Origin of the sequence: Bradyrhizobium sp. AZCC 1721 (genome assembly GCF_036924715.1) — a bacterium.
Taxonomy (GTDB): Bacteria; Pseudomonadota; Alphaproteobacteria; order Rhizobiales; family Xanthobacteraceae; genus Bradyrhizobium.
The window spans coordinates 804,402-829,156 of record NZ_JAZHSB010000001.1; the positions used below are offsets into that span (position 1 = coordinate 804,402).

Genomic DNA, 24,755 nt, shown 5'->3' on the forward strand with positions numbered 1-24,755 from the left:
TTTGATACGTTTCGTTGGTGCGGACGTTGCTGCCCGCACCCCTTCAGCCACACGGCGCGTTCGGTCGAATCGCCAGATATCCGGATTTTTTCATGGCGCGTGACCAGATCGATATGACGCCGCTGCAATCGCGTGACGAACTCGTCGCGTGGTTCGAGGCCGGCATCAAACAGCCGTCCGAGTTTCGCATCGGCACCGAGCATGAGAAGACCCCGTTCACGCTGGAGGGCCGCCAGCCCGTGCCGTATGAAGGCGCGCGCGGCATCGGCGCGCTGCTCGAAGGCATGCAGCTTTTGCTCGGCTGGGAGCCGATCATGGAGCACGGCAACATCATCGGGCTGTATGACGTCACTGGGGGCGGCGCGATCTCACTGGAGCCGGGCGGGCAGTTCGAATTATCGGGCGCCCCGCTCGAGAACGTGCACCAGACCCAGTCCGAGCTGATGGCGCACCTGGCGCAGGTCCGCGAGATCGCGACGCCGTTGGGCATCGGCTTCCTCGGGCTTGGCATGACGCCGTCCTGGTCGCGGTCGCAGATCCCGATGATGCCCAAGGGCCGCTACAAGATCATGACCAACTACATGCCGAAGGTCGGCCAGTACGGCATCGACATGATGTACCGGACCTGTACGGTGCAGACCAATCTCGACTTCTCCTCCGAAGCCGACATGGTCAAGAAGCTGCGGGTGTCGATCGCGCTGCAGCCGGTGGCGACCGCTTTGTTCGCCAATTCGCCGTTCACCGAGGGCAAGCCCAACGGCTTCCTGTCGTTTCGCTCCGAGATCTGGCGCGACACGGATAACGCGCGCTCCGGCATGCTGCCGTGGGTATTCGAGGACGGCATGGGATTCGAGCGCTGGGTCGACTACGCGCTCGATGTTCCCATGTACTTCGTCAAGCGCGGCGAGACCTATATCGATGTCGCCGGCTCGTCGTTCCGCGCCTTCTTCGAGGGCCGCAACAATTCGTTGCCCGGCGAGCGCCCGACGATATCAGATTGGGCCAATCATCTGTCGACGATCTTCCCGGAAGTTCGCCTGAAGCGTTATCTGGAAATGCGCGGCGCCGATGGCGTGCCGTGGGGTCGCCTGCCGGCGCTGCCGGCGTTCTGGGTCGGCCTGTTGTACGACAATGACAGCCTCGACGCGGCCTGGGACCTGGTCAGCCACTGGACCGCCGCGGAGCGTCAGGCGTTGCGCGACGACGTCCCGCGCTTCGGCTTCAAGGCCAGGATCAAGGACCGCTATCTGTTCGAGATGGCCAAGGAATGCCTGAAGCTGTCGCATGCGGGCTTGCGGCGGCGCAACCGCGTCGACCACTCCGGCCGCGACGAGAGCCGCCACCTTGAACCGCTGGAGCGCATCCTCGAAGCGGGCCGCACGCCGGCGGAAGAGATGCTGGATAAATTCAACGGCGATTGGGGTGGCTCCGTGGAGCCGGTCTATCAGGAATACGCGTTCTGATTAAACGGGTTGCCTGGTCTTCGGGCCGTTCATCCGCCGTACAGGTTGATGACGCTCAAATGACGGCCGATCCAGCATGATCCGAACGACCGCCTGCCGGTCTTTCGAAAAAATCATGCTGAATCAATGGGCTGAGGGCGGGACGACTTTTCGAGGAAAGTCATCCCGCGCTGACAACGCGCGCATTCGAAAGCAACCGCAGATGGAGACTGGTCGCCTGCTCAGGGCGTGTATGGTGGCGCTCGCCTTTTTGGCGGCGGCCGTATGCACGCGCCCGGCGCTGGCGCAGGCCAATTTCGACCGTCCCGGCGGCGATTATCTCAGCGCTCCCGTGACCTCGGGCGATCCGGCGGAATGCGCGCTGATCTGTGAGCGCGATCGGCGCTGCCGCGCCTGGAGCTTTAATTATCCGACCGGCTTGATCAAGGGCGCGGTCTGCTGGCTGAAGGGCAGCGTGCCGCCCCGAATCAAGAGCGGCGATTGCTGCGTTTCCGGCGTGCGCGGCGCCGGCGTGGTCGAGCGCCGCAATGATAGCGTTGAAACCTCAATCGACCGCGTCGGCGGCGATTACAAGAATTTCGATCTCAAGGACGGCGACGGCGATGACGTCTGCAAGGCAGCCTGCGCCGCCGACAACAAATGCCGCGCCTGGACCTACGCGCGCCCCGGCTACGCCGGCAAGGACGCCCATTGCTTCCTGAAGAAGGACATCAAGCCGCCGCGAAGGAAGGCGGGGTTTACCTCAGGCGTGGTGCGGTAGCGGCCTTGTACGGGATAGAGGCGAGGACCTCTCAACATGTCGCCCCTGCGAACGCAGGGGCCCATACACCGCGGCCCGCGCAAAGGGCACAAGGGGCGACGGCTGCGCTTCGACAATGTAGGCTGGTGGTTATGGGTCCCTGCGTTCGCAGGGACGACGATGATTGTTATGGTGCATTCGTCGGCAGTACCGTGAGCTCCGGCCACAGCGCCTTCCATCGCTCAGCTTTTGCCGCGTAATTCGCAGCAGAGAAATTTGGTCCCGGGTTGGGCCGCGCGATCATCCCAGCGGCATCATCAAAACCATTCGGCGCGTAAACCTCATAGCCATCCCGCGTGCGCCGGATTCCGATCTGGGTGTTCTTGGTCAGGAAGCGGTCGATGCCATCGGTCGAGCAACGCAACGGCGGGTAGGGCAGGCCATGTTTCTCCGGGTACCAGAGGTGCACGCGCGCCTGGTTGCGCGCCTCGACCGCGATGCCGCGGCTTGAAAAGCGCCGCGTCAGCGTGCGGATGACGGCATCCTCGGCTTCCCAGGACGTATCGGGATCGAAATAGAACACGTCGTAATCGTTGATGCCGTAATCGACCGCGCGCTTGGTCAGCACGTTCCACACGTCTGCACCAGGCAGCCGGAGACCAGCCACGCGTCCGGCAGCGATAGCCGAAACAGTTCCTCGGTGATGATTTCGTTGATGGGATTTTGTAATGCGGCGGTGAGGAATTGGTCTCTATCCATAGGCACGCCGCCGTAAGGTGGGCAAAGCCAACGGGTCGCGCGAATGCGCGCCCGATGACAGGCTCCGCGTGCCCAATGTTGCGAGCGAGATGGTGGGCACGGCGAAGTGCACCTTTGCCCACCCTACAAATTCCCGTCGAATTCCTTCACCGCCTTCTTCGACGCCAAACTGCGCCAGTGTCGCCGCAGGAACGGCTCGACGATGGCGCGGCTGGCCTTCGAGAGGCGGATCAGCACGATCGGATAATCGTGGTAGTGATCGGTGAAGTAAAATACCTTCGGCTGGCTTTCCACCAGCATCTCGCGCTCATCCCTTGGCACGCCCGGCATCACCAGGCTGTCGCCGTCCTCATTCAGCCGCACGAGCATCTTCTTGCGCACTTTCAAGGCCGGCGTGCCGTAGGAAGTGCCGTCCTCGACCTCCGGCCAGGCCAGCGCGATTTTTCGGACGTCGTCGAAGGTCATGCGCGGCCGGCTACGTCCTCAATGCACGGACGTAAAAAACCGCGCCAGCCGGAAACCCGACAGCCAGGTCCATACCGGCTGGTTACGGATGCCGAGATCCCAGGAGCCGACCACGGCATCGGCGCGGCCGATCAGATTGTCGATCGGCAACAATCCCACGCCGCCGTCGCGCACGGAGACGCGGCTGTCGGCGGAATTGTCCCTGTTGTCGCCGAGCACGAACAGTTTGCCCGGCGGCACGATGACCTCGGGCGTGTTGTCGAGCCTTCCATTGTCGCGCATCTTGAAGATGGCATGGCTGACGCCGTTCGGCAGCGTCTCGACGAAGCGATAGGCCCGTTCGGTATTGCCGCGATCGTCTTCGGCCTGCGCCAGGCCGTCCGGCTCCAACGTCGCGGCATGGTCGTTGATGAAGAGCTGGCCCTGCCGCAACTGGATGCGGTCGCCCGGCAATCCGACCACGCGCTTGACCCAGGCCTGCGAGCGGTCGCCCGGCCAGCGGAACACGACGACGTCGCCGCGCTTGGGTGTTTCGCCGAACAGGCGGCCGGTCTCGGGTAGCGTGATCTGGATCGGCAGCGACGCCGCGCCATAGCCGTAAGGATATTTCGAGGCGAGTAGCGCATCGCCGATCAGAAGCGTCGGCTCCATCGAGCCGGACGGCACGTAAAACGGCTCGGCCAGCGCGCCCTTGGCGATGAAGACGACGGCAACGATCGCCGCCAGTTGCACCGCCTGGGCGCGCCAACTCGCTACCTTGCTAAGAGAGGCGTCCTTTTGATCACCTACCAGTTTCTCGTCGCTCACTAGCCCGTACCTCCGACCGTGATCCTTTCCATCCGCAGCGTCGGCTGGCCGACGCCGACCGGCACGCCCTGGCCGTTCTTGCCGCAGGTGCCGATGCCGGTATCGAGCGCCAGATCGTTGCCGACCATGGTGATGCGGTGCAGGTCGGTCGGCCCGTTGCCGATCAGCATTGCGCCCTTCAAGGGCGCGCCGAGCTTGCCGTTCTCGATCTTGTAGGCCTCGGTGCACTGGAACACATACTTGCCCGAGGTGATGTCGACCTGGCCGCCGCCGAAATTCGCGGCATAAACGCCCTTCTTCACCGAAGCGATGATCTCTGCCGGATCGCGATCACCGGCCAGCATATAGGTGTTGGTCATGCGCGGCATCGGCACATGGGCGTAGCTCTGACGACGGCCGTTGCCGGTCGGCTTCATGTTCATCAGCCGCGCGTTCTGGCGGTCCTGCATGTAGCCGACCAGAATGCCGTCTTCGATCAGCACGGTGCGGTTGGTCGGCGTGCCCTCGTCGTCAATTGAAAGAGAACCGCGCCGCGACGCGATGGTGCCGTCGTCGACGACGGTGACGCCTTTGGCCGCGACCTGCTTGCCCATCAGTCCTGCGAAAGCCGACGTCTGCTTGCGGTTGAAGTCGCCTTCGAGGCCATGACCGACCGCTTCATGCAGCATCACGCCGGGCCAGCCGGCGCCCAGCACCACGTCCATTTCGCCAGCGGGTGCAGGCACCGATTCCAGATTGACCAGCGCCTCGCGGATGGCGCCGTCGGCAGCCTCGCGCCACGCCTTGGTTTCGATGAAGCGTGCATAGCCCTCGCGGCCGCCATAGCCCTTGCTGCCGCTTTCCTGCCGGTCGCCTTGTCCGGCGACCACGGAAATATTCACGCGCACCAATGGGCGGATGTCGCGATAGCTCTCGCCGTCGGGCCGCAAAATTTCCACCACCTGCCAGGTGGCGCCCAGGCTGATGGAAGCCTGCCGCACCCGCGGATCCTTGTCGCGAACATAGGCGTCGATCTCTGCCAGCAGCTTGACCTTGGCTTCGAACCCCGGCGCATCCAAAGGATTCTCGTCGCCATAAAGCCGAACGTTGGTATGCGCGGGAGCAGCGGCAAAATTGCCGCTGTAGCCGCCGCGCACCGCGGCGACCGCGTCCGCCGCGCGGATCAGCGCCGGCAGCGATACGTCGGAGGAATGCGCATAGCCGACCGCGTCGTCCTTCACCGCGCGCAGGCCAAATCCCTGCGAGGTGTCGTAGGTCGCCTGCTTCAGCCGGCCATTATCGAAGCCGAGCGCTTCGGTCTGGCCGTATTCCAGAAACAGCTCGCCGTCGTCAGCGCCCAAAAGCCCCCGCGTGATCTCGCGTCTGACGGCATCGCGGTCGAGATTGGCGCGGTCGAGCAGGGAGGTGGTGGCGAGATTGGTCATGCAGGCTCCGATGCGAATGTTTGCTGTCGTCCCCGCGAATGCGGGGACCCATAACCACAAGCGCCGATTCTAAGCGCAGACGTCCGGCGAGTTCACATTACAACGCGGACATCTGTGGTTATGGGTCCCTGCGTTCGCAGGGACGACGATCACGGAAGATAGTCATGACCGCAGCAAAAGGGGAGGGTTCCTCACAGCCCTTTGTCATGCGCTTTGCCGGCCGCATTCGCGGCCTCCGAATCGGACTCCAGCCTGCCGTGCGCATTGGCCCAGCGGGACAGTTCGTCGAATACCGGCTTCAGGTCCTTCGCTGCCGGCGTCATTTCGTATTCGACCCGCGGCGGCACTTCGGGGAACACGGTGCGCTTCACCAGGCCTTCGTTTTCGAGATCGCGCAGTTGCGTGGTCAGCATGTGCTGCGTCACGTCGGGAATGGCGCTCCGCAATTCGCCGAACCGGCGCTTGCCGCCGACCAACTGCCAGAGGATTTCGCCCTTCCACTTGCCGGAAAGCACGCGAAGGGCGCGCTGAAGCTGCGGCGCTGCGGGGCATTCGGACGGTGCGGGCTCATTGGTCTGCTTTTTCATACTACCCCAGAAAAATCATCCTACTTGTCAATTTCATCTTAGTGCCGAATTTTGATTTTGAAAGCCTTGGGCACCTTAAGTCTTGGGCGCCTTAAGCCTTAGGCACCTTAAGTCTTGGACACCTGGGGACCGTTTCTCAAACTTTCTGGAGTTTTCGATGTCGGACGTTGCTGTGCCTGCCGGGCGCCGTTGGACCCATGTTGGCGTGTGGATTGTCAGAGGATTGCTGGCGCTGGCGTTTCTGGGGGCCGGGGGCGTCAAGCTCTACGGCGTGCCGATGATGGTGGACGAGTTTCACCACATTGGGCTCGGTCAATGGTTTCGCTATTTGACCGGCAGTCTCGAGGTCATCGGGGCAATCCTGTTGCTGCTTCCACGAAAGGCCGGCTTCGGTGCGCTGCTGCTGATCTGCATCATGATCGGCGCCGTGATCACGCACCTGTTCGTCATCGGCGGATCGCCGGTGCCGGCAATTGTCCTGCTCTCGCTCAACGCGCTCGTGGCCTATTCGGAGCGTGAGGCGATTGCCTCTCTCGCCAAGGCGTTTTGAAGCAGCGACAATGCGCCTGCCTTTCCGCCGGGTAATCAAATGGGTCGGGCTGGCTCTGACCTTCACCGTGCCGCTGGTCGTGACGTTGTTGCTGACCGAGCCGGGCTCCGCTGTCTCGAAACCGGAGGCGAAGCGCGCATTGCCTCCGGTGCATCGGCTGGTGCTGCCGATCAATAGCGACGATCCAACCACGATGCGGGCCTTGATCTCGACCTCGCTCAACCTTCCGAAATATTATCAGGAGCGCAACGAGCCGTTTATGATCGAGGTCGTTGCCTACAATGCCGGCGTTCACATGTTCCGTGCCGACACCTCGCCGGTGAAGGACATGCTGCAGGTGGTAAGGGCGGTGAATCCGAACATCCGCTTCGTGGTCTGCGATGCGACGAAGCAGGGCATGCAGCGCAGCGAGGGCCGTCCGATCACGCTGATCGACAATGTCGATCTGGTGCCGAGCGGGCCCGGACGCATCATCGAATTGCAGGAAGCCGGTTGGTCCTACATCCGGTCATGACAAGCGGACACGCGCCATGACGCTACATCGCGGGCTAACACGCCGCACGGTCGTTGCAGGGCTGCTCGGGGCCGGCGCCTCGGTTGCGATCCCGGCCGCATCAACGCGCGCCCAGGCCGCTGGTCCGCCGCCATTCGTCACCTCCCGGCATCAGTTCATCCAGCTTCGTGGCGCGAGGCCTGTCCCGTCCGTGCCGATCCCGCGTCTCTCCGGCGGGGCGATCGATTTGACCTCCTTGAGAGGGAAGGTGGTGCTCGTCAATTTCTGGGCGACGTGGTGTCCGGCCTGCCGGACCGAACTGCCGATGCTGGACAGCCTGGCGGCGACCGACGTCAGGAATCTCATGGTGATCGCAGTGGCGACGGATCGCGACCGCTCGGTCGTTGCGCCTTTCGTGAAAGGGCTGAAGCTTCGGCACCTTGCGATCGGGCTTGATCCGCAAGGACTTGTGGCAAGAGCCGGCGCAAACGGCCAAGCCGACACGCCGTTCGCGCTCTATGGCATGCCCATTACCTTTTTGATCGGCATCACCGGGCGAGTCGAAGGCTATATCAGCGGTGAAGCAGACTGGCTTTCCATCGAGGCGCGCCGGCTGCTCGACTACTACGCCAGCGCCGGTTAAGTCGATCAGCCGAATCTTGGGGAGCTATCGGCTCGCCCCCTCACGGCAGCTTGTCATACCCCTCGCCCAGCCCGTTCAGGCTGAGCGGAAACCCGATGCCCTCTTCGGGCGTCTCGAAGATAATAAAAGTCGCCGTCTTGGCGCCTCGGAGCTGGCCCAAGAGTTTTTCGTCCATCACCACCTCGGCGACGCAGCCGTTCGGCAGGCAGCGGACAAACCCGGCGCGGCCGACATCCTGGTTGTCGAGCTTGAGCCCAAGGCCGGATGGCAGCAGCACGCCGAGGGGGGCGACCACCCGCATCAGCTTGCTCTTCTGGTCGGCGGTTTTCAGCACGATCACGGTCAGGCCGGCGTTGGAGCGGTCCTCAGCGACCACGCTCTGGATCAGCGCGCATTGCTCGCCTTGGGCGCCGGGCGGGGTGTCGCAGCGGATTTGCCAGTCGCCATGCACCGACCGTACCGCGCCTTGCGCGCTCGCCGCCTGGGTCAGGCCGAGCAGGAAGGCCACGGCGAGCAGCCCGCCGAGCCAGCGGGCCGGTTCCAGGCGATATCCTGCCTGATGTCGTCGCGCCCTATGTTTCGAACGCCCCATCCGGGTCGATCCTCTCACGATTTCCGGCAGCGCCGGCAGCACATATTTTGTAACTGGACTTACCCGGACTGATACGCAATGACGGCGCCTTGAAGGCAGTCCGGGAGCCAATCCGCGCCATCGAGGACCATCGGACCCAAGCGAATCAGGTCGCTCGGGAACGCCGTGACTGTGCCTACATCCGGCAAATGGCCTGTCAAGCGGTGCAGGCCTGCCAAACGGCAGGTTTTGCCTGATTTGTCAGGAAAATCCGACGTCCGGCGAATAGCAGGTGACGCATGGCTTTGCGCCCCACTACTGCATTGCGAGAGCCTTAGAATTATGGTTTGAGAGGCTGGATTTCGACGCGTTCTAACGATCTGGCCCGGGGTACGGCAGCAATACTGTTGCAGGTACTTTCGAAGATGTACTTCCAAAGTACCTCCGGTAGGCCGTTTGTGAGGGCGGATCGTGCGGCATTTCCGGCCATCCGGCCGAAATGCTTTGGGGATTATTTCTAAAGGAGCGCGAGCGGCATGAAGATGTCGAAGGGCCTGATGGGCCGGCGGTTGCTGGGGTTGGCGGTAACGGGCATGGCGCTCGTCTCCGGCGGGACGGCATTTGGGCAGCAGCCAAAGCCGTGGGAAATCACGCTGCAGGAAGCCGCGACCCCGGTGATGGAAAACATCATCAGCTTCCATAATTTGCTGCTGGTGATCATCACGCTGATCACCCTGTTCGTGCTGGCGCTGTTGGTCATCGTGGTGGTGAAGTTCAACGCCAGGGCCAATCCGGTCCCCTCCCGGACCACCCACCACACGCTGATCGAGGTGGCCTGGACGCTGATCCCGGTGCTGATCCTTGTCGGCATCGCGGTGCCGTCGTTCCGCCTCCTGTTCCAGCAGCTCGACGTTCCCAAGGCCGACCTGACCGTCAAGGTAACCGGCAAGCAGTGGTACTGGAGCTACGCCTACCCGGATAACGGCAAGTTCGAGTTCGACTCGCTGATGGCGCAGGACAAGCAGCCGCGCCTGCTCGGCGTCGACAACGAAATGGTGGTGCCGGTCAACAAGGTGATCCGGGTCCAGACCACCGGCGCCGACGTGATCCACGCGTTCGCGGTGCCCTCGTTCGGCATCAAGATCGACTCGATCCCCGGCCGTCTCAACGAGACCTGGTTCAAGGCGACCAAGACCGGCATGTATTACGGTCAGTGCTCGGAACTGTGCGGCAAGGATCACGCCTTCATGCCGATCGCGGTCAAGGTGGTCAGCGATCAGGAATTCGCCGAGTGGGTTGAGGCGGCGAAGAAGAAGTATGCGACCAACCCGGCGAACACCTACGCCTCGGCTGGTGGTCAGGTCGCGCAGTAAGGCGCGGGCCAAGGGACAAGCAAGGGACAAGGGCGACCGGACCTGAAAAGGTCCGAAAAGGGACTGCAAGGCAGGATTACAAAATGGCAACGACCGCAGCGACACACCACGATCACGCCCATGATGACCATGCGCATGCCAATCCGACCGGATGGCGGCGCTGGCTCTATTCGACGAACCATAAGGACATCGGCACGATGTACCTTATCTTCGCGATCTTCGCGGGCATCATCGGAGCTGCGATGTCGATCGCGATCCGCATCGAACTGATGTATCCCGGCGTCCAGTTCTTCCACGAATCCCACACCTACAATGTGTTCGTGACCTCGCACGGCCTGATCATGATCTTCTTCATGGTGATGCCGGCGATGATCGGCGGCTTCGGCAACTGGTTCGTGCCGCTGATGATCGGCGCGCCCGACATGGCGTTCCCGCGCATGAACAACATCTCGTTCTGGCTGTTGCCGGCCTCCTTCGCGCTGCTGTTGATGTCCACCTTCGTCGAGGGTGAGCCGGGCGCAAACGGCGTCGGCGCGGGCTGGACCATCTACGCGCCGCTGTCGACCTCGGGCCATCCGGGACCGGCGGTCGATTTCGCGATCCTGTCGCTGCATCTGGCCGGCGCCTCCTCGATTCTCGGCGCCATCAACTTCATCACCACGATCTTCAACATGCGCGCGCCGGGCATGACCCTGCACAAGATGCCGCTGTTCGTCTGGTCGATCCTGGTGACGGTGTTCCTGCTGTTGTTGTCGCTGCCGGTGCTCGCCGGCGCCATCACCATGCTGCTCACCGACCGTAATTTCGGCACCACCTTCTTCTCCGCCGACGGCGGCGGCGATCCGGTGCTGTTCCAGCATCTGTTCTGGTTCTTCGGCCATCCCGAAGTGTACATCCTGATCTTGCCCGGCTTCGGCATGATCAGCCAGATTGTCTCCACCTTCTCGCGCAAGCCCGTGTTCGGCTATCTCGGCATGGCCTACGCCATGGTCGCGATCGGCGGCATCGGCTTCGTGGTGTGGGCGCACCACATGTACACGGTCGGCATGTCCAGCGCGACGCAAGCCTACTTCGTCGCCGCCACCATGGTGATCGCGGTGCCGACCGGCGTGAAGATCTTCTCCTGGATCGCCACGATGTGGGGCGGCTCGATCGAATTCCGCACGCCGATGCTGTGGGCGATCGGCTTCATCTTCCTGTTCACGGTCGGCGGCGTCACCGGCGTCGTGCTGGCGAATGCCGGCGTCGATCGCGTGCTGCAGGATACCTACTACGTGGTCGCGCACTTCCACTACGTGCTGTCGCTGGGCGCGGTGTTCGCAATCTTCGCGGGCTGGTACTACTGGTTCCCGAAGATGTCCGGCTACATGTATTCGGAAACCATCGGCAAGCTGCACTTCTGGGTCACCTTCATCGGCGTCAACCTGGTGTTCTTCCCGCAGCACTTCCTTGGCCTGTCGGGCATGCCGCGCCGCTATGTCGACTATCCCGACGCGTTCGCGGGCTGGAACCTGGTGTCCTCGGTCGGCTCGTACATTTCGGGCTTCGGCGTGCTGATCTTCATCTACGGCGTGGTCGATGCCTTCATGAAGAAGCAGGCGGCTGCCAACAATCCGTGGGGCGCCGGCGCCACCACGCTGGAATGGACGCTGACGTCGCCGCCGCCTTTCCACCAGTTCGAAGTGCTGCCGCGCGTGCAGTAAACGGTTGTTCGCGGCGCGCCACGTTGCGCGCCGCGGCTTTAGTGAAGCGAGATAAATCTTGTCGGTAGTCGACCACAACGCCATCGATGCCCTGCCTCGGATTTCCGAGGCTGATGTCGGCGATTACCTCGCGCTGCTGAAGCCGCGGGTGATGTCGCTTGTGGTCTTCACCGCGCTGGTCGGTCTCTTCATCGCGCCCGGCCACGTCCATCCGGTCATCGCCTTCACCTCGATCCTGTGCATCGCGGTCGGGGCCGGCGCCTCGGGCGCGCTGAACATGGCCTATGAGGGCGACATCGACGCTTTGATGTCGCGTACCGCCAACCGGCCGATCCCGCGGGGACGCATCACGCAGGGCGAGGCCACGGCGTTCGGCCTGATCCTGTCGTTCTTCTCGGTGATGACGCTCGGCACCCTCGTCAACTGGCTCGCCGGCGCGCTGCTGGCGTTCACGATCTTCTTCTACGTGGTGGTCTACACCATGTGGCTGAAGCGCTCGACCGCACAGAACATCGTGATCGGCGGTGCCGCCGGCGCGCTGCCGCCTGTCGTGGCATGGGCCGCGGCCACCGGCTCGCTGTCGATGGAGCCGCTGCTCCTGTTCCTCATCATCTTCTTCTGGACCCCGCCGCATTTCTGGGCGCTGGCGCTGTTCCGCAGCGACGACTATGCCCGCGCCGGGATTCCGATGCTGCCTGTCGTCGCTGGCCCCGACGCGACGCGGCTGCAGATCCTGCTCTACACGATCGTGCTGGTCGCCATCGCCGCAGCGCCCTGGCCGCTCGGCTATTTCGATGCGGTTTACGGCGTCACTTCGCTGGCGCTCGGCGCCGGCATGATGTGGCTTGCGATCGAGGTCTATCGTCACCGCGAAGGCAAGCAGGCGAGCCGCGCCACCCGCCGGCTATTTGCCTTCTCGATCCTCTATCTGTTTGCGCTGTTTGCGACGCTCCTGCTCGAGGTCGTGATTCGCGCCGTCGCAGCTATGGTCGGGTAGGGGGCGCATGGAACGCTCATGGACGACAAGCGCAAGCCAGATGGAATCGTCCTCACCGAGGCGCAGAAGCGAAGCCGCCGTCAGCGCTCGATCGCCATTGCGCTCGCGCTCGGCGTCCTCGTCGTACTGTTTTTCGCAGTCACCATGGTCAAGGGGCCGGGCGTCCTCGTCCGTCCGTTGTGATTGAGATGCAGAACGAGCCGCAGATCAGCGAGGGCGGAGCGGAAGGCGAGAGAGTTGCCTCGCGCCGTACCTTGACGCGCGATGCGGCCGTTGCCTCGATCTGCGGCTTCGTCGTGGTGTTGATGGTCGGCGCGTCCTATGCCGCCGTGCCGTTCTACAACTGGTTCTGCCGCGCCACCGGCTTCAACGGCACCACCCAAGTTGCGACATCGGCGCCGTCAGACGCGCCGCTGCAGCGCAAGATCGCGGTGCGGTTCGACGCCAATGTCGGTCCCGGACTGCCCTGGAAATTCGTGCCCGAGCAGAACGAGATCGAAGTCCGCATCGGCGAGGTCGTCACCGTCTTCTATACCGTGACCAACCAGGCCGCGCGCGCCACCGCCGGCGTTGCCGCCTACAACGTCGCGCCGCTCACCGTCGGCGCCTATTTCCAGAAGATCAACTGCTTCTGCTTCACCGAACAGACCATGGGCCCCGGCGAGAAGCGCGAGATGCCCGTGGTGTTCTATGTCGATCCGGCGCTGGCGAAAGACAGCGAGAACGATGGACTGAAGACGATTACGCTATCCTACACCTTCTATCCCGTGCGCGAACCGGCACAGAGGCCGCTTGCGGCCGGCGAAACGGATAAACGCAAGGGAAACCTGTAAGCTCGGAATTCCGTATCTGGCGGGATTTCGCGATTTGATTGTTGAGACGAACATGTGCCGAAGGGAACGGCACATCTAACGGAGAGAGACCGCAATGGCTACGGCGCACGCGAAGCACCACGACTACCACCTCGTCGATCCGAGCCCGTGGCCGGTCGTCGGCTCGATCTCGGCCTTCATCATGGCCGTGGGCGCGATCGCCTGGATGCATCACATGTTCGCCGCCGCCCCGATCATCTTCGGCGTCGGGACCATCGGCGTGCTCTATACCATGGCGAGCTGGTGGGGCGACGTGATCCGCGAAGCTCAGTACAAGGGCGACCACACCCGCGTGGTGCAGATCAGCCACCGCTACGGCATGATCCTGTTCATCGCCTCCGAGGTGATGTTCTTTGTCGCCTGGTTCTGGGCGTTCTTCAATTCTGCGCTGTTCCCTGCTGATGCGGTCCACGCCACCCGCGACGCGGTGTTCGGTTGCGGTCCGGGGACGGCTGCCGGTGCCTGCCCCGTGCCGGGCACCTGGCCGCCGAAGGGCATCGAGACTTTCGATCCCTGGCACCTGCCGCTGCTCAACACGCTGTTGCTGCTGACCTCGGGCACCACGGTGACCTGGGCGCACCACGCGTTGCTCGAGAACGACCGTCAGGGCCTGAAGTACGGCCTGATCCTCACCGTCGTGCTCGGCGCCTGCTTCACCGCCGTGCAGGCCTACGAATATGCCCACGCCACGTTCACGTTCTCGGGCAACGTCTACGGCGCGACCTTCTTCATGGCGACCGGCTTCCACGGCTTCCACGTGCTGGTCGGCACTGTCTTCCTCTTGGTCTGCCTGTTCCGTGCCTATGCCGGCCACTTCACCTCCAAGCAGCACCTCGGCTTTGAATTCGCGGCCTGGTACTGGCACTTCGTCGACGTGGTTTGGTTGTTCCTGTTCGTCACCATCTACGTCTGGTTCCGCGGCGCGGGACCGGTGGCCGGGCACTGATGCAGGCTTGACGTGCTACAAAGGGGCGGTCGAAGGACCGCCCCTCTTTGTTCGCGTGCCCCGGATGCTGCGCAGCGCGCCGCGCTTGCGGCGTGATGCGCTGCTGATCCGGGGCCCATCAATGGGTCCCGACTCTGCGATGCGTCACTTCGTGCCGCATCGCGTCCGGGACACGAATACCCGCCGCCTCTCCCGCAAGAGGAGAGGGAAGGAATCGATGATCGATCAGACGCAACCCACACTAACCCAGAGCGCACTCCGCGGCCTCGCCTGTCGCTGCCCGCGTTGCGGCAAGGGCACGCTCTATGCGGGCTTCCTCGACCTGCGCCCGAATTGCGAAGCTTGCGGCCTCGACTACGCCTTCATCGATTCTGGCGACGGTCCTGCGATCTTCATCATCATGATGGCGGGTGCCATCGTGGTCACCGCCGCCCTGATCGTCGAAGTCAAATATCAGCCGCCGTTCTGGCTGCATGCGGCGCTCTGGCTGCCGCTGATCGCAGCGACCACGCTGCTGCCGTTACGTTCGATGAAGTCGCTGCTGATCGCGCTGCAATTCCATCACAAGGCGGCGCCGGGCCGGCTGATCGACCGCGAGCCGAGATGACCGGCCTTTTGGTACGGCGGCGGCCGGTCGCCGGCTTTGCCGTCTTCACGCTGATCATGGTGGCGGTCTTCGCTGGCCTTGGCGTCTGGCAATTGCAGCGCCGGGTCGAGAAGCACGCGCTGATCGCCAGGTTGAACGAGCGGCTCGCGGCCGCGCCCGAGGCGCTGCCGGCGCAAACGCAATGGCATACGCTGATGCCGGCCAAGGACGAATTCCGCCGCGTCAGCTTCACCGCGGTCTATGCGCGGCGGCCTGACGCGATGGTCTACAGCGCGGGCTCCGCAGTCCGCGACGATGTCTCCGGTCCCGGCACCTGGGCCTTCCTGCCGGCGCAACTCGCCGACGGGTCTATCATCGCGGTTAATGCCGGCTTCGTGCAGAACACGATGCAGGACCGCAACCAGCAGGATCGCGCGGTCGGTCGGCTCGTGACCGGCCAGCCCACGCAGCTCACCGGATACATCCGTTTTCCCGAAACCGCCGGAACGCTGACGCCGCCGGAGAGCGTGGCAAAACGGCTTTGGTTCACCCGCGATCATCTCGCGATGGCGCGTGCGCTTGGCTGGGGCGAGGGCGGCAAGGCCGTCGCGCCGTTCTATGTCGATCTGGAACAACCGGTGCCCGAGAGCGGCATTCCGAAGCCCGGGCCGCTCTCCGTGCACCTCAAGGACGATCACCTGCAATACGCCATCACCTGGTTCACGCTGGCCTTTGCAGTCGTCATCGCGTTCGGCGTGTGGTGGCGCGCGCAACGTCGAGCGTGAGACCCCGTATTCGTCCGGACTAGCCCAATGGAACCTTTGTTCCGCACAATCATTAGGTACCACGGTGAGTTCCGGAAGATAGGCCGTTCAGTGTCCATTCACGACGATCGCCATACTCCGTCACCCGCGTCAGCACTCGGGACAAGGTATGGCAACGTGGATGGGATCGCGGAATTGGCTGATGATTTCGATCAGGTAGCATTGGTGGTCGACTGGCTGGACGCGTGCCGCAATCGCGACCTCGCGACATTGCTCGACCTCTATGCTGATGAGGCGATGGCCGAATGCCGGTGCGGCGAGGCCAAGGTCAGTGAAGGCCGCGCCGGACTCGAAGCCTACTGGCGGCCGCGCCTCGATGCGATCGCACCCACCGCATTCGGGCTGGAGGAAATCACGCCGACCACTGACGGCGTCGTGCTCGACTATCTGAGCCACGAAGGCGCGCCCGTCCGCATCGCATTCACCTTTTCGCGCGACGCCAAGATCCTGCGCACCACCTGCGCCCCCTCGGGCCAGGCATTGTGCCGGGAAGTTGCCGCCATTGGCGACTGATCGTTAACTCCGTTCTGCGTGTTGCGATTGTGAGGCGGAATCGCCCGCTGGAAGCCGGCAACGAATGCAGGTGCGCCCTGCCTCGCGCAGCAACTCAAGCGTCCCGCTCAGCGCTCGGACGCGCTCCAGCATTCCCGTCAGCCCCCGGCCGAACACCCGATCGGCCGGAAGGCCGACGCCGTCGTCGGATACTTCCACGGTCACTTCGCGCTCGTTGATGCCTGTCGCGACATGCATCGATTTCGCTTTGGCGTGGCGGAGCACATTTGTCACCGCCTCCTGGATCACGCGATAGACCGTCTGCGACAGCAGGCCATCGACCTCGTTCAGATCAGCGTCGATCTGCGACGTCACTTTGAGATCAGGCGACTGCGCCTTCGCATTCCGCAGCAGCGTCTGGATGCTCTTCTCCAGGCCGAGCTCCTGAATGTAGAGCGGCCGCAGGCGGTCGAGGATGCGGCGGTTCGCCTGCTGCAAGGTTTCGACCGACTGCAAAATGCCATCGGCCGCGCTCCTCAGCTCCGCGTTCGCGGACGGGATGGTTTCCAAGAGCGCCACCGTGTTGGCGCGGATCCCGAACAGCAGCGGCCCGAGCTCATCATGGAGCTCGCGCGCCATGTCCTGCCGCTCGTCATCCTGCAGCGACATGATCCGGCGCAGCAGGCTACGATTATCCTGGCTGAGGCGATTGAGGGTCCGGGCGAGTTCGTTGGCTTCCTGCGCGCTCCTGCGGATCTCGGGCGGACCGGCAGGGGAAATTAGCTGTTCGTAATTCCCCGTTCGCATGCGGGTCAGGCCGTCGCCGAGATTTTGCAGCGGCACCGATGCGGAGCGCACGGAGAAGTGGGCAATCGCCCCCGTCAGCAGCATCAGGACAGTTCCGGAGCAGGCGATCGCCAGAAATCCGATCCACTTTTCGTAGATGTCGGCGGACATGTCCGGCGCAAATACGATGTCGCCGACCTGCTTCCCCTCGACCATCACGGGGAAGGCTGTCCCGATTTCGGGGATGGCGAGGAGGCGGACGAACCACTCAGGCACCGTACCCAGGGGAGTCTGCACCTCGGGAGGGTAAACATCGAGATCGGTCCCGAGGCGCCGAAACCGGATTGTTTCCGACGTTCCAAGTGATTGCACGAACGCCTCGAGGGTTGCTTGCGGATTGGCCGAGGCTTCAAGCGCAGCGTTGAGCGCCGTCGCGACCGTTTTGGCCGAGCGAGTCCCTGGCTCGGCCTCCTCCACAAGTTGCGCAGAGGCAAAGATCTGGAGCGAAACAGCTCCGGCCAGCAGGGCGGCCACGAACATCAGGCCGAGCGGCAGCAACAGCCGCGTTCTAAGAGAAAGCCTTTCCCAGATTTGCACTATTTTAGTTCCCGCAACCCAAGATTTCTCTTTTCAAATACCGCCAACCGCTTATTTATCCCGAAAGGGGATGGATGATGCAAAATTCCGCCAGATCGGCAACGAAGGTATTGATCGTCGACGACCATCCGGTGGTCCTTTCCGGTTGCCGTTCGCTGTTCGCCTCGGACAATTCCGTCAAGATCGAGGAGGCCACCGACGCCAAGTCCGGCCACCGCGCTTACATTGCCAGGAAGCCCGACGTCACGGTTATCGACATCAAGCTTCCCGACGTTTCCGGATTCGAGCTGATGCGGCGCATCCGCAAGGACGATCCGGGCGCCCGGATCATCATGTTTAGCATGAATGACGATCCGGCGTTCGTCGTTCGCGCCATCGAGATGGGCGCGCAGGGCTATGTTTCGAAGGGCGACGATCCGCGGATGCTGGTGAGGGCCGTCCGCAAGGTGGCCGCGGGCGAGAATTTCATTTCACCGCAACTGGCGGAGGCGGTGACGTTTTCAGGCGCGTCGATCAAGGCCAATCCGGCATCGCTGATGACGGCACGCGAGCTGGAAATCCTGCGGCTGTTGGGCCGTGGCGACAAGATCGTCGAGGTCGCCGACGCGCTGGAGATTTCTTACAAGACGGTGGCCAACACCACCTCGCTGCTCAAGCAGAAGCTCGGCGCCAAGAACCATTCGGACTTGATCCGGATCGCGGTCGAGCTGGGGCTCGGCTGAACGCTAGCATCCGCGTGGGCTAGACCGGCTGCGCCGCGCGGGCGCGACCCGCTCGCGCCGCTGCAATTCGCGTATCACCCACAAGTCGATTTTGTTCCGCTGCGACCAAGCAAGAAGGATGAAGCGGATAGTCCGCCGTCAGTTGACGGGAAAAATAGGCAAAGTAACCTCGCGGCGCATTTGCAAGGAGAGCTGGATGAACAGCCCCGATATCGCAGAAGCCGCCTTTGCACGGGCCTGGAGCGTCTACCGCCTGATCCACAGCGGTATCGACGAGAACGATGCACGCCGCGCCAGCCTCCAGCGCTTTATCCGCCAGCGCTGCACGACGGGCGAGACCGACACTGAGCTGCTGGCGGTCGAGGGGCTCAAATATCTCAAAAGCCTGGAACGACCCCAAGAGGACTAGTTCGCCGCCGCTTGGTCCGACGGTTCATCCTCGTTAGATCGGGAAAAACTGGAACAATCGATTCCCTCGCGCGTTGCCGGCATCATTGGAGCCTTACCCGGATGGCGGCCGAAACCAACATGGAAACCATGACGGTCTGCACAAATCAGTGACGGACCCTTCCAGGAGAGAGGGCCGCAGGTTCGCCTGCGGCCCTCTTGTTGGGCCGGCAACAAGCATCAGCGCCGGCAATCCAGCGCCTCAACCAGCACAGCAGAGGCGGCGTGAAACACCGAGCTGCGCCGCCGCCCGGGTGAGACTTCTTTCGCGCGCCACTGCAAGGAACGCGGTGAGATCACTAACGTTTTGCCGCGCCATTCATGAATCCAATTCATAGGTATAAATCAATTGTGCCATCTAATAGAGCGCGCCTGTGGCGTCTAGATGTCGGGCCCGGCGTGGCTCGCACCGTCGCGCTCTATCAAACGTGAACGCGGGCCAGGAACAGCCGAAACGCGGCGCAGTTACAGGAGCGCAGCCGGATATTTCACGCGGGCAGCGGCAAAGACGCGCCCTACCTCGAACGTGATCCGGGCAAAAAAGCACAAACGGGAACACGACATGAAAAGTCCGAGCGACTTCGAATTATCGCGGCGTAAGCTGTTGGCGGGAAGCGCCGCATCGATAGCGCTGACGGCGGCGCCATCCATCGTCAATGCGCAAGTGCCTGCCGTGGAGGCTGCCGTCGCTGACGTCTCTGCCGTATGGAAAGTCTCCTTCACCGTGAACGGAGCGGCGCGCGGCCTTACGCTCGACCCGAGAACCACGCTGCTCGACGCGCTGCGCGAGCACCTGCATCTCACCGGCACCAAGAAGGGTTGCGATCACGGCCAGTGCGGCGCCTGCTCCGTCATCGTTGGCGGAAGGCGGATCAATTCGTGCATGACGCTCGCCGTGATGCACGAAGGCGAGCGCATTACGACCATCGAGGGGCTCGGCACGCCCGAGAACATGCACCCGATGCAGGCCGCTTTCGTCAAGCACGACGGTTACCAATGCGGCTATTGCACGCCGGGACAAATTTGCTCGGCCGTCGCAGTGCTCGACGAGATCAAGGCCGGCATTCCGAGCCACGTCAGCACCGACCTGAACACGCCGCCGCAACTCAGTAATTCCGAGCTCCGCGAGCGCATGAGCGGCAACATCTGCCGTTGCGGCGCCTATTCCAACATCGCCGAGGCAATATCGGAAGTCGCCGGGAGGCCCGCATGAGATCATTCACCTACGAACGCGCCCGCACGCCGGCTGAGGCTGCCGCTTCCGCGATGCGCAAGCCGGATGCCAAATTCATCGCCGGTGGCACCAATCTCCTGGACCTGATGAAACTCGAGATCGAGACGCCGGCCCATCTGATCGACGTCAACGGCCTTGCACTCGACAAGATCGAACCGACGCAAGAGGGCGGACTACGCATCGGCGCGCTGGTCCGAAACACCGATCTCGCCGCGGACACGCGCGTGCGGCGCGACTACGGCGTATTGTCGCGCGCGCTGCTCGCGGGCGCCTCGGGGCAACTGCGCAACATGGCGACGACGGCAGGCAATCTGCTGCAGCGAACGCGCTGCCCTTACTTCTATGACACCAACCAGTCCTGCAATAAACGGAAGCCCGGCAGCGGCTGTGCGGCGATCGGCGGCTTCAGCCGCCAGCATGCCGTCGTTGGCGCAAGCGAGGCCTGCATAGCGACCCATCCGAGCGACATGGCGGTGGCGATGCGCGCGCTCGATGCCACCGTCGAAACCGTGCGGCCCGACGGCGCGACGCGAACGATCCCGATTGCCGAATTTTACCGTCTGCCCGGCGATACGCCGCATATCGAAACGACGTTGATGCCGGGCGAGTTGATCACGGCGGTGACGCTGCCAAAACCTGTTGGTGGCAAGCAGATCTACCGCAAGGTGCGCGACCGCGCCTCTTACGCCTTCGCGCTGGTATCGGTGGCTGCGATCGTGCAGCGCGACGGAACGGGACGCGTCGCGCTCGGCGGCGTCGCGCACAAGCCATGGCGTGTCGAGGCGGCCGAGGCCCAGATGCAGCGTGGCGCCAAGGCGGTCGCCGCACAGTTGCTCGCCGACGCCAAGCCGACGCGGGAGAATGCATTCAAGGTGGCGCTGGCCGAACGCACGTTGGGCGCCGTGCTGGCTGAAGCGAAAGGCTGATCCGAAAGGTTGATCCATGAGATTCGAAACCCCTGCCACAATCAATCCGATCGACCAGCTCAGGGTGGTCGGTAGGCCCCGCCGATCGCATCGATGGTCCGCTCAAGACCACGGGCACCGCGCGTTATGCCTACGAGCACCATGAAGGCATCTCAAATCCGGCTTACGGCTACGTGATCGGCTCGGCCATCGCCAAGGGCCGGATCACAGGTATCGATCTCACTGCCGCCAAGTCGGCACCCGGCGTGCGCGCCGTCGTCACGGCTGATAATGCCGGCAAGCTCGGCAAGGGCGACCGCAACACCGCGAAGCTGCTCGGCGGTCCCGACATCGAGCATTATCACCAGGCGATCGCGCTCGTGGTTGCCGATACCTTCGAGCAGGCCCGCGCCGCTGCGGAACTCGTCCGCGTCGACTATGTCCGAACTGATGGCGCCTTCGATCTCGCGGAGGTCAAGGACATTGCCAAGCCGCGGGCCGTGTTCGGCGGTCCGGCCGATACCGCGGTCGGCGATTTTGCCGACGCATTCGCCGCAGCGCCGGTTCAACTCGACGCCCGCTACACCACGCCCGATCAGGCGCATGCGATGATGGAGCCGCATGCCTCGATCGCCGCCTGGAACGGCGACAAGCTCACGCTCTGGACCTCGAACCAGATGATCGCCTGGGGAGTGGGGGAAGTGGCGAAGACGCTGGACATTCCAAAGGAGAATGTTCGCTTGATCTCGCCCTTCATCGGCGGCGGCTTCGGCTCAAAACTGTTCGTTCGCTCGGATGCATTGCTCGCGGCACTCGGCGCACGCGCAACCGGGCGGCCCGTGAAGGTGGCGCTGCCGCGGCCCTTTGTCTTCAACAACACCACACATCGCCCCGCAACGATCCAGCGCATTCGCATCGGTGCGGCCAGGGATGGCAAAATCTCGGCCATCGGTCATGAAGAGTGGTCCGGCAATCTGCCCGGCGGCAGGCCCGAGGGCGCGGTCGCCCAGACGCGGCTGCTATATGCCGGCGCCAACCGCATGACCGCCACGCGACTCGCCGAGCTGAACTTGCCCGAAGGCAACGCCATGCGCGCGCCGGGCGAGGCATCGGGCATGATGGCGCTCGAAATCGCGGTTGACGAAATGGCCGAGCGGCTCGGCATGGATCCAATCGAGTTCCGCATCATCAACGATACCCAGGTCGATCCGGAAAAGCCCGAGCGGCCGTTCTCGCAGCGCCGCCTCACCGAGTGCCTGCGGACAGGCGCGGAGCGCTTCGGCTGGACCAAGCGCAATCCGCTGCCGGGCAGGGTCCGCGACGGGCGTTGGCTGGTCGGCATGGGCGTCGCTGCCGCGTTTCGCAACAATTTGCTGACGAAGTCGGCCGCGCGCGTGCGGCTCGACAACAACGGCGTTGTAACCGTCGAGACCGATATGACCGACATCGGCACCGGCAGCTACACGATCATCGCGCAGACTGCGGCCGAGATGATGGGTGTGCCGATGGAGAAAGTGGTGGTGCGTTTGGGAGACTCGACCTTCCCGGTGTCATCAGGCTCCGGCGGACAATGGGGCGGCAACAACTCGACCGCAGGCGTTTATGCCGCATGCGTCAAGCTGCGCGAGGCGGTCGCGCAAAAACTTGGTTTTAACTCGGCGGAAGCGGAGTTCGCTGATGGTGAGGTTCGCTCGGGTAACCGCCGCGTGCCGCTGGCGCAGGCCGCGGGCGATAGCGGCCTCGGTGCCGAGGACGGCATTGAGTATGGCGACATCGACAAGAAGTATCAGCAATCGACCTTCGGCGCGCACTTCGTCGAAGTCGGCGTCGATACCGCCACGGCCGAGATCCGGGTGCGCCGGATGCTCGCGGTCTGTGCCGCCGGCCGCATCCTCAATCCGAAGACCGCGCGCAGCCAGGTGATCGGCGCGATGACCATGGGCGTGGGTGCGGCGCTGATGGAGGAACTCGTCGTCGACGAACGCGCTGGCTTCTTCGTCAACCATGATCTCGCTGGCTACGAAGTGCCGGTTCACGCCGACATTCCGCATCAGGACATGATCTTCCTCGACGAGACCGACCCGATGTCGTCGCCGATGAAGGCCAAGGGTGTCGCCGAGCTCGGCATCTGCGGTGTGGCGGCGGCGGTCGCCAACGCCGTCTACAACGCCACCGGCGTCCGCGTGCGCGACTATCCGATCACGCTCGACAAGCTGCTGGAGGAAATGCCGGACGTCGGTTGAGCTTGAGCGAACGCGTATTGAACTTCGAGGCTCGACCCAGGGCATCCGCAAGGGAAGCGCCACCTGATCTGGCATGGCAGGAATATGGCGGTGGATGAGAACCATTCTTCAAAGCTAGCGCGCCAATCGTTCCAAAAACGCGCTATGAATGGACCATGGAGAATCCGCGCCCCCTGCCGTTCTCGGCATTCGAATGGCTGTTGTCCGGGCGGTACTTGCGGGCGCGTCGCAAGGAAGGCTTCATTTCCGTTATCGCCGGTTTTTCCTTCCTCGGCATCATGCTCGGCGTTGCGACGCTGATTATCGTGATGGCGGTCATGAACGGCTTCCGCAAGGAGCTGGTGGGCAAGATCGTCGGCCTGAACGGGCACCTGCTGGTGCAACCGCTGGAGCAGCCGTTGACGGATTGGGAGGACGTCACCGAGCGCATCAGTCAGGTTCCAGGCATACGGCTCGCCGTTCCCGTGGTGGACGCTCCGGCCCTCGCATCGTCGGCGCACAACGCCTCCGGCGTGCTCGTTCGCGGCATTCGCTCCGACGATCTCAACAAATTGGCCGCGATCGCCGGCAACATCCAGCAGGGCTCGCTGGAAGGATTCGACCAGGGGCAAGGGGTCGCGATCGGACGCAGGCTTGCCGATCAATTGTCGCTGCGTGCCGGCGACAACATCACGCTGGTCGCGCCAGATGGCGCAGCGCGGTCGAAGGGCACGATGGCGCGGATCAAGCCGTACAAGGTTGCGGCGGTGTTCAGCATCGACATGTCGGATTATGATTCGGTCATGGTCTTTCTGCCGCTCGCCGAGGCGCATGCCTATTTCAACCGCGCCGATGACGTGAGCGCCATCGAAATTTTTATCGACGGCAGCCCTGACCGGGTCGACAGCTTCCGAAGGCCGGTAGCTGAGGCCGCGGGACGGCCGGTGTTCCTCGTCGACTGGCGGCGGCGCACCTCGGCCTTCTTCGCCGCACTTCAGGTCGAACGGAATGTCATGTTCCTGATCCTGACCTTGATCGTGCTGGTCGCCGCGCTGAACATCGTGTCGGGCCTGATCATGCTGGTGAAGGACAAGGGCAGCGACATCGCGATTCTGCGCACCGTGGGCGCCTCGGGAGGGGCAATCAAGCGGATATTCCTGATCGCAGGTGCTGCGATCGGCGTGCTCGGCACGGTGACCGGACTGCTCGTCGGCATGCTGGTTTGCCTGAATATCGAAACGATCCGGCAATTCCTGTCCTGGCTGACCAATACCGAGCTGTTTCCACCAAAACTCTACTTCTTGTCGAAGTTGCCGGCGGAGATCGATTTTGGCGAAACCGCCGCCGTCGTGGCCATGGCATTGACGCTGTCATTGCTCGCGACGCTCTATCCATCCTGGCGCGCCGCGCGGCTCGATCCGGTCGATGTGCTCCGATATGGGTAGAGCGTTGCGCCGGAATGACGGTCCATCGTCGTCCCTGCGAACGCAGGGATCCATAACCACCGGCTTGCGTTGTTGAAGAAAACCATCGACCAGCTCACCCAAA

General features: G+C 63.3%; 25 protein-coding genes and 3 pseudogenes. 20 read left to right on the forward strand and 8 right to left on the reverse strand.

Going from position 1 to position 24,755, the window contains the following annotated elements; all coding sequences use genetic code 11:
- Positions 1-92: 92 nt before the first annotated feature.
- Together V1273_RS03825 and V1273_RS03830 are read left to right on the forward strand one after the other, a co-directional pair.
- The gene (locus V1273_RS03825; RefSeq protein ID WP_334383897.1) at positions 93-1,463 is read left to right on the forward strand and encodes a glutamate--cysteine ligase; all 1,371 of its coding nucleotides are present in this window, start codon (positions 93-95) and stop codon (positions 1,461-1,463) included.
- Between the two features lie 232 nt (positions 1,464-1,695).
- The gene (locus V1273_RS03830; RefSeq protein WP_442893797.1) at positions 1,696-2,223 is read left to right on the forward strand and encodes a PAN domain-containing protein; all 528 of its coding nucleotides are present in this window, start codon (positions 1,696-1,698) and stop codon (positions 2,221-2,223) included.
- A 166-nt stretch (positions 2,224-2,389) separates the two neighbouring features.
- Here the strand turns inward: V1273_RS03830 and V1273_RS03835 are convergent.
- The 5 genes and pseudogenes from V1273_RS03835 to V1273_RS03855 form a co-directional block, all read right to left on the reverse strand.
- Positions 2,390-2,961 (reverse strand): annotated as a pseudogene (locus V1273_RS03835) (nucleotidyltransferase family protein).
- A gap of 123 nt (positions 2,962-3,084) precedes the next feature.
- Positions 3,085-3,426, reverse strand: a complete 342-nt coding sequence (locus V1273_RS03840; RefSeq protein WP_334408774.1) for an MmcQ/YjbR family DNA-binding protein — start codon at positions 3,424-3,426, stop codon at positions 3,085-3,087.
- Positions 3,427-3,444: 18 nt separating this feature from the next.
- Complete coding sequence (lepB, locus tag V1273_RS03845; RefSeq protein ID WP_442894136.1) at positions 3,445-4,218, reverse strand: signal peptidase I; 774 nt, start codon at positions 4,216-4,218, stop codon at positions 3,445-3,447.
- Positions 4,219-4,232: 14 nt separating this feature from the next.
- Positions 4,233-5,657 carry a metalloprotease TldD gene (gene tldD, locus V1273_RS03850; protein ID WP_334366358.1) on the reverse strand — a complete coding sequence of 475 codons (1,425 nt, stop codon included), beginning with the start codon at positions 5,655-5,657 and terminating at the stop codon, positions 4,233-4,235.
- Positions 5,658-5,848: 191 nt separating this feature from the next.
- Positions 5,849-6,244: a winged helix-turn-helix transcriptional regulator gene (locus V1273_RS03855; protein WP_334408776.1), complete on the reverse strand. Its 396-nt coding sequence runs from the start codon at positions 6,242-6,244 to the stop codon at positions 5,849-5,851.
- A gap of 157 nt (positions 6,245-6,401) precedes the next feature.
- On the opposite strand from V1273_RS03855, the gene V1273_RS03860 reads away from it, so the two are divergent.
- Genes V1273_RS03860 through V1273_RS03870 form a run of 3 tightly spaced genes read left to right on the forward strand, consistent with a single transcriptional unit; the run spans position 6,402 to position 7,930 of the window.
- Positions 6,402-6,794: a DoxX family protein gene (locus tag V1273_RS03860; protein WP_334366360.1), complete on the forward strand. Its 393-nt coding sequence runs from the start codon at positions 6,402-6,404 to the stop codon at positions 6,792-6,794.
- Between the two features lie 10 nt (positions 6,795-6,804).
- Positions 6,805-7,308: a DsrE family protein gene (locus V1273_RS03865; RefSeq protein ID WP_334408777.1), complete on the forward strand. Its 504-nt coding sequence runs from the start codon at positions 6,805-6,807 to the stop codon at positions 7,306-7,308.
- 16 nt (positions 7,309-7,324) lie between these two features.
- Positions 7,325-7,930, forward strand: a complete 606-nt coding sequence (locus V1273_RS03870) for a TlpA family protein disulfide reductase (RefSeq protein WP_334408778.1) — start codon at positions 7,325-7,327, stop codon at positions 7,928-7,930.
- A gap of 40 nt (positions 7,931-7,970) precedes the next feature.
- On the opposite strand, the gene V1273_RS03875 is transcribed toward V1273_RS03870, so the two are convergent.
- Complete coding sequence (locus V1273_RS03875; RefSeq protein WP_065743953.1) at positions 7,971-8,522, reverse strand: invasion associated locus B family protein; 552 nt, start codon at positions 8,520-8,522, stop codon at positions 7,971-7,973.
- A gap of 515 nt (positions 8,523-9,037) precedes the next feature.
- On the opposite strand from V1273_RS03875, the gene coxB reads away from it, so the two are divergent.
- From coxB to V1273_RS03920, 9 genes are all read left to right on the forward strand, one after another.
- On the forward strand, positions 9,038-9,874 hold the full coding sequence (gene coxB, locus V1273_RS03880; protein WP_334366364.1) for a cytochrome c oxidase subunit II: 837 nt from the start codon (positions 9,038-9,040) through the stop codon (positions 9,872-9,874).
- 83 nt (positions 9,875-9,957) lie between these two features.
- Entirely contained in the window at positions 9,958-11,577 is a 1,620-nt protein-coding gene (ctaD, locus tag V1273_RS03885; protein WP_065743955.1) for a cytochrome c oxidase subunit I, read from the forward strand.
- Positions 11,578-11,635: 58 nt separating this feature from the next.
- Positions 11,636-12,574, forward strand: a complete 939-nt coding sequence (locus V1273_RS03890) for a heme o synthase (RefSeq protein WP_334383894.1) — start codon at positions 11,636-11,638, stop codon at positions 12,572-12,574.
- A gap of 18 nt (positions 12,575-12,592) precedes the next feature.
- The gene (locus tag V1273_RS03895) at positions 12,593-12,757 is read left to right on the forward strand and encodes a hypothetical protein (protein WP_028348021.1); all 165 of its coding nucleotides are present in this window, start codon (positions 12,593-12,595) and stop codon (positions 12,755-12,757) included.
- Between the two features lie 5 nt (positions 12,758-12,762).
- Positions 12,763-13,407, forward strand: coding sequence for a cytochrome c oxidase assembly protein (locus tag V1273_RS03900; protein WP_334408780.1), 645 nt, complete (start codon positions 12,763-12,765; stop codon positions 13,405-13,407).
- A 94-nt stretch (positions 13,408-13,501) separates the two neighbouring features.
- On the forward strand, positions 13,502-14,392 hold the full coding sequence (locus V1273_RS03905; RefSeq protein ID WP_334383892.1) for a cytochrome c oxidase subunit 3: 891 nt from the start codon (positions 13,502-13,504) through the stop codon (positions 14,390-14,392).
- Positions 14,393-14,609: 217 nt separating this feature from the next.
- Positions 14,610-14,999: a DUF983 domain-containing protein gene (locus V1273_RS03910; RefSeq protein WP_334408781.1), complete on the forward strand. Its 390-nt coding sequence runs from the start codon at positions 14,610-14,612 to the stop codon at positions 14,997-14,999.
- Complete coding sequence (locus tag V1273_RS03915) at positions 14,996-15,763, forward strand: SURF1 family protein (RefSeq protein WP_334408782.1); 768 nt, start codon at positions 14,996-14,998, stop codon at positions 15,761-15,763. The genes V1273_RS03910 and V1273_RS03915 overlap by 4 nt, the downstream gene beginning before the upstream one ends.
- A gap of 27 nt (positions 15,764-15,790) precedes the next feature.
- Complete coding sequence (locus V1273_RS03920) at positions 15,791-16,315, forward strand: nuclear transport factor 2 family protein (protein ID WP_334408783.1); 525 nt, start codon at positions 15,791-15,793, stop codon at positions 16,313-16,315.
- Between the two features lie 3 nt (positions 16,316-16,318).
- On the opposite strand, the gene V1273_RS03925 is transcribed toward V1273_RS03920, so the two are convergent.
- Positions 16,319-17,638 carry a histidine kinase gene (locus tag V1273_RS03925; protein WP_334408784.1) on the reverse strand — a complete coding sequence of 440 codons (1,320 nt, stop codon included), beginning with the start codon at positions 17,636-17,638 and terminating at the stop codon, positions 16,319-16,321.
- 116 nt (positions 17,639-17,754) lie between these two features.
- On the opposite strand from V1273_RS03925, the gene V1273_RS03930 reads away from it, so the two are divergent.
- Together V1273_RS03930 and V1273_RS03935 are read left to right on the forward strand one after the other, a co-directional pair.
- Positions 17,755-18,399: a response regulator transcription factor gene (locus V1273_RS03930; RefSeq protein ID WP_334366372.1), complete on the forward strand. Its 645-nt coding sequence runs from the start codon at positions 17,755-17,757 to the stop codon at positions 18,397-18,399.
- A gap of 196 nt (positions 18,400-18,595) precedes the next feature.
- Positions 18,596-18,808 (forward strand): hypothetical protein, encoded by a 213-nt coding sequence (locus V1273_RS03935; protein ID WP_334408785.1) that lies wholly within the window; start codon positions 18,596-18,598, stop codon positions 18,806-18,808.
- A 261-nt stretch (positions 18,809-19,069) separates the two neighbouring features.
- On the opposite strand, the pseudogene V1273_RS03940 reads toward V1273_RS03935, so the two are convergent.
- A pseudogene (locus V1273_RS03940) lies at positions 19,070-19,165 on the reverse strand (helix-turn-helix domain-containing protein); the annotation flags it as partial.
- Between the two features lie 243 nt (positions 19,166-19,408).
- On the opposite strand from V1273_RS03940, the gene paoA reads away from it, so the two are divergent.
- The 4 genes and pseudogenes from paoA to V1273_RS03960 all read left to right on the forward strand — a co-directional run bounded on the left by paoA (position 19,409) and on the right by V1273_RS03960 (position 24,652).
- On the forward strand, positions 19,409-20,059 hold the full coding sequence (gene paoA / locus V1273_RS03945) for an aldehyde dehydrogenase iron-sulfur subunit PaoA (RefSeq protein ID WP_334408786.1): 651 nt from the start codon (positions 19,409-19,411) through the stop codon (positions 20,057-20,059).
- On the forward strand, positions 20,056-21,006 hold the full coding sequence (locus tag V1273_RS03950) for an FAD binding domain-containing protein (RefSeq protein ID WP_334408788.1): 951 nt from the start codon (positions 20,056-20,058) through the stop codon (positions 21,004-21,006). Before paoA ends, V1273_RS03950 begins: the two co-directional genes overlap by 4 nt.
- A gap of 16 nt (positions 21,007-21,022) precedes the next feature.
- Positions 21,023-23,228 (forward strand): annotated as a pseudogene (gene paoC, locus V1273_RS03955) (aldehyde oxidoreductase molybdenum-binding subunit PaoC).
- A gap of 155 nt (positions 23,229-23,383) precedes the next feature.
- A complete protein-coding gene (locus V1273_RS03960; protein ID WP_334408789.1) occupies positions 23,384-24,652 on the forward strand; it encodes a lipoprotein-releasing ABC transporter permease subunit in 1,269 nt (422 codons plus the stop codon).
- The last annotated feature ends 103 nt before the right edge of the window (positions 24,653-24,755 follow it).

Excerpts from the sequence above, each read along its gene's own strand:
- V1273_RS03875 (WP_065743953.1), bottom strand. The coding sequence starts at position 8,522 with ATGGGGCGTTCGAAACATAGGGCGCGACGACATCAGGCAGGATATCGC.
- V1273_RS03825 (WP_334383897.1), top strand. The coding sequence starts at position 93 with ATGGCGCGTGACCAGATCGATATGACGCCGCTGCAATCGCGTGACGAA.
- coxB (WP_334366364.1), top strand. The coding sequence starts at position 9,038 with ATGAAGATGTCGAAGGGCCTGATGGGCCGGCGGTTGCTGGGGTTGGCG.
- V1273_RS03935 (WP_334408785.1), top strand. The coding sequence starts at position 18,596 with ATGAACAGCCCCGATATCGCAGAAGCCGCCTTTGCACGGGCCTGGAGC.
- V1273_RS03950 (WP_334408788.1), top strand. The coding sequence starts at position 20,056 with ATGAGATCATTCACCTACGAACGCGCCCGCACGCCGGCTGAGGCTGCC.
- tldD (WP_334366358.1), bottom strand. The coding sequence starts at position 5,657 with ATGACCAATCTCGCCACCACCTCCCTGCTCGACCGCGCCAATCTCGAC.
- V1273_RS03930 (WP_334366372.1), top strand. The coding sequence starts at position 17,755 with ATGCAAAATTCCGCCAGATCGGCAACGAAGGTATTGATCGTCGACGAC.
- V1273_RS03960 (WP_334408789.1), top strand. The coding sequence starts at position 23,384 with ATGGAGAATCCGCGCCCCCTGCCGTTCTCGGCATTCGAATGGCTGTTG.
- V1273_RS03895 (WP_028348021.1), top strand. The coding sequence starts at position 12,593 with ATGGACGACAAGCGCAAGCCAGATGGAATCGTCCTCACCGAGGCGCAG.
- V1273_RS03830 (WP_442893797.1), top strand. The coding sequence starts at position 1,696 with ATGGTGGCGCTCGCCTTTTTGGCGGCGGCCGTATGCACGCGCCCGGCG.
- paoA (WP_334408786.1), top strand. The coding sequence starts at position 19,409 with ATGAAAAGTCCGAGCGACTTCGAATTATCGCGGCGTAAGCTGTTGGCG.
- V1273_RS03905 (WP_334383892.1), top strand. The coding sequence starts at position 13,502 with ATGGCTACGGCGCACGCGAAGCACCACGACTACCACCTCGTCGATCCG.
- V1273_RS03855 (WP_334408776.1), bottom strand. The coding sequence starts at position 6,244 with ATGAAAAAGCAGACCAATGAGCCCGCACCGTCCGAATGCCCCGCAGCG.
- V1273_RS03870 (WP_334408778.1), top strand. The coding sequence starts at position 7,325 with ATGACGCTACATCGCGGGCTAACACGCCGCACGGTCGTTGCAGGGCTG.
- V1273_RS03910 (WP_334408781.1), top strand. The coding sequence starts at position 14,610 with ATGATCGATCAGACGCAACCCACACTAACCCAGAGCGCACTCCGCGGC.
- ctaD (WP_065743955.1), top strand. The coding sequence starts at position 9,958 with ATGGCAACGACCGCAGCGACACACCACGATCACGCCCATGATGACCAT.
- V1273_RS03920 (WP_334408783.1), top strand. The coding sequence starts at position 15,791 with ATGGAACCTTTGTTCCGCACAATCATTAGGTACCACGGTGAGTTCCGG.
- V1273_RS03865 (WP_334408777.1), top strand. The coding sequence starts at position 6,805 with ATGCGCCTGCCTTTCCGCCGGGTAATCAAATGGGTCGGGCTGGCTCTG.
- V1273_RS03900 (WP_334408780.1), top strand. The coding sequence starts at position 12,763 with ATGCAGAACGAGCCGCAGATCAGCGAGGGCGGAGCGGAAGGCGAGAGA.
- V1273_RS03840 (WP_334408774.1), bottom strand. The coding sequence starts at position 3,426 with ATGACCTTCGACGACGTCCGAAAAATCGCGCTGGCCTGGCCGGAGGTC.
- V1273_RS03915 (WP_334408782.1), top strand. The coding sequence starts at position 14,996 with ATGACCGGCCTTTTGGTACGGCGGCGGCCGGTCGCCGGCTTTGCCGTC.
- V1273_RS03860 (WP_334366360.1), top strand. The coding sequence starts at position 6,402 with ATGTCGGACGTTGCTGTGCCTGCCGGGCGCCGTTGGACCCATGTTGGC.